Raw genomic sequence first — 4,652 nt, 5'->3', positions numbered from 1 at the left:
TCAGCCAGGCGAACGACCGGCGGTGCGCCAGCCGCCACCCCGCCGCCAGCCCGGCGACGGCGAGGAGCACCAGGCCCAGCCCGGCCAGCCCCCACCGGTCCCGGATCACCAGCACCGTCAGCAGCAGACCCACCAGCACCGGATGCCGCAGCACAAAGAGCAGCAGCCGGGCGCACATCCGCCCGGCCAGCCCGACCAGCACCACCCACAGCGGCACGTCGACTCTCGGATGCCGGGTCGGCACGTCGGGAAACGGCCGGGAGCCGTTGATTCTGGCCATGACAGATCACACCCACCCTGCATCGCACGAAAAAGAAACGGAAAGAAAGAGGAATCGGCGGACCGGAACCGGCGGAGCGCAAAGAAAGCTCAGACGGCCGTCCCGGTACCCGGGAGAGGCGTGCTCAGGCCGCTGTCGTGGTATCGCTCGTCGAATCGTCGGCGGTGCGGCCTGCCAGCAGCCGTTCGCATTCGCTCAGATAGTCGGTGGCGGCCCGTACCAGCGCCCGCGCGAACACGAGATGATCCGCGGTTACCGTGCCGCCCGACACGGACAGGGACAGGTCGATGTGGCCGGTGTCGACGGTGAGGATCGGCCGTTCGTGCGGGTAGGTGTGGCAGCGCGCCGACCCGTCCGCGCCGACGTGCACGCTGACATGCCCCCACGACCCGGCCGGCATCCGCCCGCCATCGGTGTCCGGGCTGGCTGTTGGCTCGGTCATGCCGCCGCTCCCGTCGAGCCCCGACCACCGGCTGTCGCCCGGACCGGTCGCATACCGGTTGCCCGCAACGCGAATTCCTGCCGCGGCTGGTTACCGTTCGTGCGCACCCACGGGGTGAGCGTCAGCCCGTCGAATTCCACCGGTCGGAACGGCGTGCCCGGCATCGGCTCCGGGGGCACCGGCCGAACCGGCGATGAGATCTTCACCTTTACTTCCGCCGACCCCGCCCGCGCGTTCGGGTCGGCGTCCACCACCCGGGCCACCCACACCAACTCGCCGGTGATCTTGTCCCGCTCCTGCACATCCGGAAGGCCCGCCTTCGCCTTCTCATAGTCGCTGGCCGCCTCCACCCCGAGCACATACGCGCCGTGCGGGAACACGTCCCCGAACGCCACCGGAATCCGTCGCGGTATCGCCATCGCCGTTTCACCTCGCCCTGCGTCATCAGTGTGCCGGCGGCTGCCGGCCATCGGTCGTTGCAGGACATACAGTGCACCGCGCGTGAACCGCTCATCAACCATTATGTGCCCGTAGCATGTGAGGTTCACATAAGCGTGCAGCAAAGACCATGCGTCCGGCAGTGGGTCCCGCTGGGATATATGTGTACCTCACATGCCCTACTGTTTGCTTGACAGCTAAAATCGGCGGCATGGAGGACCAGGAACAGAGATCACCCGTCTACACGGCGCGGGGCGCGATCGGGGGCGAGGACTGGGCCGCGGTCGCCGACGCGGTCAACCAGCGGATGGCAGCCCGCCGCATCGGACAGCAGGAACTCGCCGACATCTCCGGCGTGTCCGTGTCCACCGTGCGCCAGATCCAGCATGGCGGTAAGGGCCGGCGGGTCCAGAACAAGACCCTGACGGCGCTTGCCCGCGCGCTCGACTGGCCCGGCGATCATCTGATTCGGGTGCTGGTCGGTGACCAGGCGCCGGACGTTCCTGCCGGGGCAGCCATGCGGGAGATCCTCGCCGGGATCGACCGCATCGAACAGCAGCTTGCGGACATGAGCCACCGCATGGCCGCCGTCGAGGAACTCGTCACCGCCCAGGGGGCCGGCAGATAAAAGGGCCAGGATCCCCCGATGGCGTTATTACCGCCCGGGATCCTGGCCCTTTGTACCCGTACCGCGAGAGCAGCCTCTGACCGCTCAGTCCGGCGCGGATGACGTCCCGGTCGGCTCCCCGGACAGCAGCCGGTCGAGCGGCCGGAACACCAGTATTACTTCCACATCGCCGAACGCTTCGGCGAACCCGAGCCCGTCCGGAAGCGCTGCCCAGGCCCGCATCACGTCCGCCGGACGATCCGCCGGGTAGATCGTGACCGTGCAAGCACCGTCATCCGGATCAGGCCCGGTCACCGGCCACGGATCGCCAGACGTGATCTCCGGCGGAGCGCTCTCCCGGTCGCCGGTCATCGACCGTTGGCCCGCCGCATGGACCGTGCCAGCGCCGCATCCAGCAGCAGTCGCCCGGCCGCCGGCGCCGTGACGCTGTCCACGAAGAAGAACAGCGGCGTCACCTGAAAGTCGGACCAGCCGCTTTCCACCGCGAACAGTTCCGCCGACGCGGGCGAATCGAACGCGATCGTGGTGTCGCGGACCCGCCGTTCCTCACCCGGTTCGAACCGCACCACCCCGTACAGGACAGGCATCCGCACATCCGTGCCCCCGCCGTCCGCAGTGTTCTTCCTGGTTACCGTCACCGGTCGCATCCCGTCCCGCTCTCGTTATCCGCTGGTTGGATGCCGGCCCGGTCCCACGCAGACCACCGCTCGACCACGGGACGGGGCCGGCTGCGCCTTAGCCTCACGGCGCCGCACGAGCCCACGGAAGATGCCATTCCCATGTGACTCTCGCCTGCGCCCGACGGACAACCCGTCAACGACAGCCACACGCCCCCTCAATAGGTGAGCTTTCCCTACCCGTTGGGCGTAATCCGGGTACTGTCGGCACCAGTCCTGCCACGAGACGTGTCCCTCTCCGGGTCGGAAGGGTGATCAGATATGCCGGCTGTGTCCCTCGGCCCGTACACGGTGTCCGAACGGCTCCTTGCCCGCGACGACATGCGCGCCGCGCTCGCCGCCCGCGACTTCGGCACCGCCTTCCGGCTGATGCGGAAGTACGACGCCGCCAGCCAGGACCGCATCGCCTCTGCGGTCGAGGGTCTCGACCAAAGCCGCGTCAGCAAGATCGTGCACGGTCGGGACCGGGTGGCCTCCCTGGAACTGATCGAACGCATCGCCGACGGCCTGCGTATCCCCGGCGGCATGCTCGGCCTGGCCCGCCGCACATGGGAACCCACCGCACACCCACCGCACGCCCAGGCAGACGTAAAAGCGCCGGTGGTCGACAGCCAGTCGAGCACCGCTCAGCAGCCGGTCACCAACCCCGAGGCAACCGCTCAAGGACTGGTGTACGAACCCTCGGTGCGACGTACCCTGAGCACTGTCGCCGAGCTCGGGAGGGCCGACGTGCGCCGTCGGGACATGCTGCTGCGTTCATCATTCGTTCTCGGTGCACTCGCCGGTCCCAGCCGAGATTGGCTGTTGACCAGTCTGGACGCCGCCGACTCTGGACGGCCCGCCCACGCGGACATGGCCGCGGTCGAGTCCATCCGCAACATGTTCGGTGTGTTCCAGGAAATGGACGTCATCCAAGGCGGCGGTGACATCGCCCGCCGCACCGTCGCCCAGTACCTCACCGAACATGTTCTCCCGCTCCTCCAGGAGTCCCACCCCGAGCCCGTCCGCCAGGCCCTCTTCGAGGTCGCCGCCGAACAGACCTATCTCGCCGGCTGGATGGCGTTCGACTCCGGCCAACACGGCATCGCGCAGCGCTACCTGATCCAGTCCCTCCGGCTCGCCGACGCCGCCGGTAACCGGATGCTTGGCGCCCATGTCCTGGCCGGCCTCTCCGATCAGGCAACCCAACTCGGACACCCCGACGAAGGGCTTCGGCTCGCCCGCGCCGGCCGCCACGGTCTGCGTGGTCTGCGTGCCCCCGCCGCCCTGACTGACCTGTACGTGTTGGAAGCCCGTGCCCTGTCGGTCCTGGGCCGCTCCACCGACACCGCCGCGACGATCGCGCAGGCCGAAAAGACCTTCGATCTCATCAACCCGGCGAACGAACCCGAATGGGCGAAGTTCATCGACGAGCCCTACGTCACCGGGGAGATCGCGAACAGCCTGCGGGACATCGGCGACCCGGCCGAGGCCCACCGGTACGCCCGTCAGTCCGTCGAAGCCGCCCGCAAACAGAATCGCGGACGCCGCGGGGCGCTGAGCCAAACCGTCGTCGCCGTCAGCTTCACCCAGCAGAACGACCTCGAAGGCGCGATCGCCGCCGGCCATCAGGCGATCGACATCGCCGCCGGAGTCCCCACCTCCGCCCGCTACGTCACCGCCATGACCGACCTGCGGAAACGCCTCACCCCGTACCAACACAACACCCACGCGCGCGAACTCGTCTCCCGCATCGACCGCACCGCGCTTGCCGGCAACGCAGCCTGACCACACCGGAGCCGAACCGACGATCAGCGGCGCGGCCCGACGTACGACGCCGGCTATGCCCGAGGCTGACTGACTGCCGAATTCTCCATTTTAGGATCAAGCGCGGTACGAGGCCCGCGCCACGCGACGGCTGCGCGCGGCGCTGGCGCGCCGTGCTCGCCGGCGCGTCGCAGCCTCGCGCCGCGAAAGCCTCACCGGCCGAAACCGCTAGCCCAGCCAGGATCCAAAGCCCCGGCGCCACCGAGCAGGCTCGGTTTTAGGGCCACCAGCGTTGCACACACAGCAGCGACGAGATGACCGCGGCGGCGACCAGGTCGCGCCCTTCCCTGATCGAAAGTGCGGTTGGAAGAACATCGACCACGGCCTTCCGTCCTGCTAATGATGCGGCGGTCAGCGCTTGGGCGAGGATCGGCCCGCGTT

At 68.6% G+C, this 4,652-nt stretch carries 6 protein-coding genes and 1 pseudogene; 2 read left to right on the top strand and 5 right to left on the bottom strand.

The features are described 5' to 3' along the window. From AC5LUJ_RS23315 to AC5LUJ_RS23305, 3 genes and pseudogenes are all read right to left on the bottom strand, one after another. Positions 1–280: pseudogene (locus AC5LUJ_RS23315) on the bottom strand (FtsK/SpoIIIE domain-containing protein); the annotation flags it as partial. Between the two features lie 124 nt (positions 281–404). Then, positions 405–722: a hypothetical protein gene (locus AC5LUJ_RS23310; protein WP_250291444.1), complete on the bottom strand. Its 318-nt coding sequence runs from the start codon at positions 720–722 to the stop codon at positions 405–407. Continuing rightward, a complete protein-coding gene (locus tag AC5LUJ_RS23305) occupies positions 719–1,141 on the bottom strand; it encodes a plasmid replication, integration and excision activator (RefSeq protein WP_250291443.1) in 423 nt (140 codons plus the stop codon). The genes AC5LUJ_RS23310 and AC5LUJ_RS23305 overlap by 4 nt, the downstream gene beginning before the upstream one ends. Positions 1,142–1,371: 230 nt before the next feature. Here AC5LUJ_RS23305 and AC5LUJ_RS23300 point away from each other — a divergent pair, with 230 nt between their 5' ends. Then, positions 1,372–1,788 carry a helix-turn-helix domain-containing protein gene (locus AC5LUJ_RS23300; RefSeq protein WP_250291441.1) on the top strand — a complete coding sequence of 139 codons (417 nt, stop codon included), beginning with the start codon at positions 1,372–1,374 and terminating at the stop codon, positions 1,786–1,788. Positions 1,789–1,872: 84 nt separating this feature from the next. Here the strand turns inward: AC5LUJ_RS23300 and AC5LUJ_RS23295 are convergent, their stop codons facing one another. Both AC5LUJ_RS23295 and AC5LUJ_RS23290 read right to left on the bottom strand, forming a co-directional pair. After that, complete coding sequence (locus AC5LUJ_RS23295) at positions 1,873–2,082, bottom strand: hypothetical protein (protein WP_250291439.1); 210 nt, start codon at positions 2,080–2,082, stop codon at positions 1,873–1,875. 53 nt (positions 2,083–2,135) lie between these two features. Further along, the gene (locus AC5LUJ_RS23290; protein WP_250291437.1) at positions 2,136–2,375 is read right to left on the bottom strand and encodes a hypothetical protein; all 240 of its coding nucleotides are present in this window, start codon (positions 2,373–2,375) and stop codon (positions 2,136–2,138) included. 351 nt (positions 2,376–2,726) lie between these two features. On the opposite strand from AC5LUJ_RS23290, the gene AC5LUJ_RS23285 reads away from it, so the two are divergent. Beyond that, complete coding sequence (locus tag AC5LUJ_RS23285; RefSeq protein WP_493465780.1) at positions 2,727–4,232, top strand: NsdA family TPR-like regulatory protein; 1,506 nt, start codon at positions 2,727–2,729, stop codon at positions 4,230–4,232. Positions 4,233–4,652 lie beyond the last annotated feature (420 nt).

The sequence above is a fragment of the Protofrankia sp. CiP1_Cm_nod3 genome, assembly GCF_982290655.1.
Note: the sequence above shows the minus strand (reverse complement) of the source record. Positions and strands in the feature narration are given on the sequence as shown.

Bases quoted from the DNA above. Each gene is read 5' to 3' on its own strand.
- AC5LUJ_RS23310 (WP_250291444.1), bottom strand. From the start codon at position 722: ATGACCGAGCCAACAGCCAGCCCGGACACCGATGGCGGGCGGATGCCG.
- AC5LUJ_RS23305 (WP_250291443.1), bottom strand. From the start codon at position 1,141: ATGGCGATACCGCGACGGATTCCGGTGGCGTTCGGGGACGTGTTCCCG.
- AC5LUJ_RS23300 (WP_250291441.1), top strand. From the start codon at position 1,372: ATGGAGGACCAGGAACAGAGATCACCCGTCTACACGGCGCGGGGCGCG.
- AC5LUJ_RS23290 (WP_250291437.1), bottom strand. From the start codon at position 2,375: ATGCCTGTCCTGTACGGGGTGGTGCGGTTCGAACCGGGTGAGGAACGG.
- AC5LUJ_RS23285 (WP_493465780.1), top strand. From the start codon at position 2,727: ATGCCGGCTGTGTCCCTCGGCCCGTACACGGTGTCCGAACGGCTCCTT.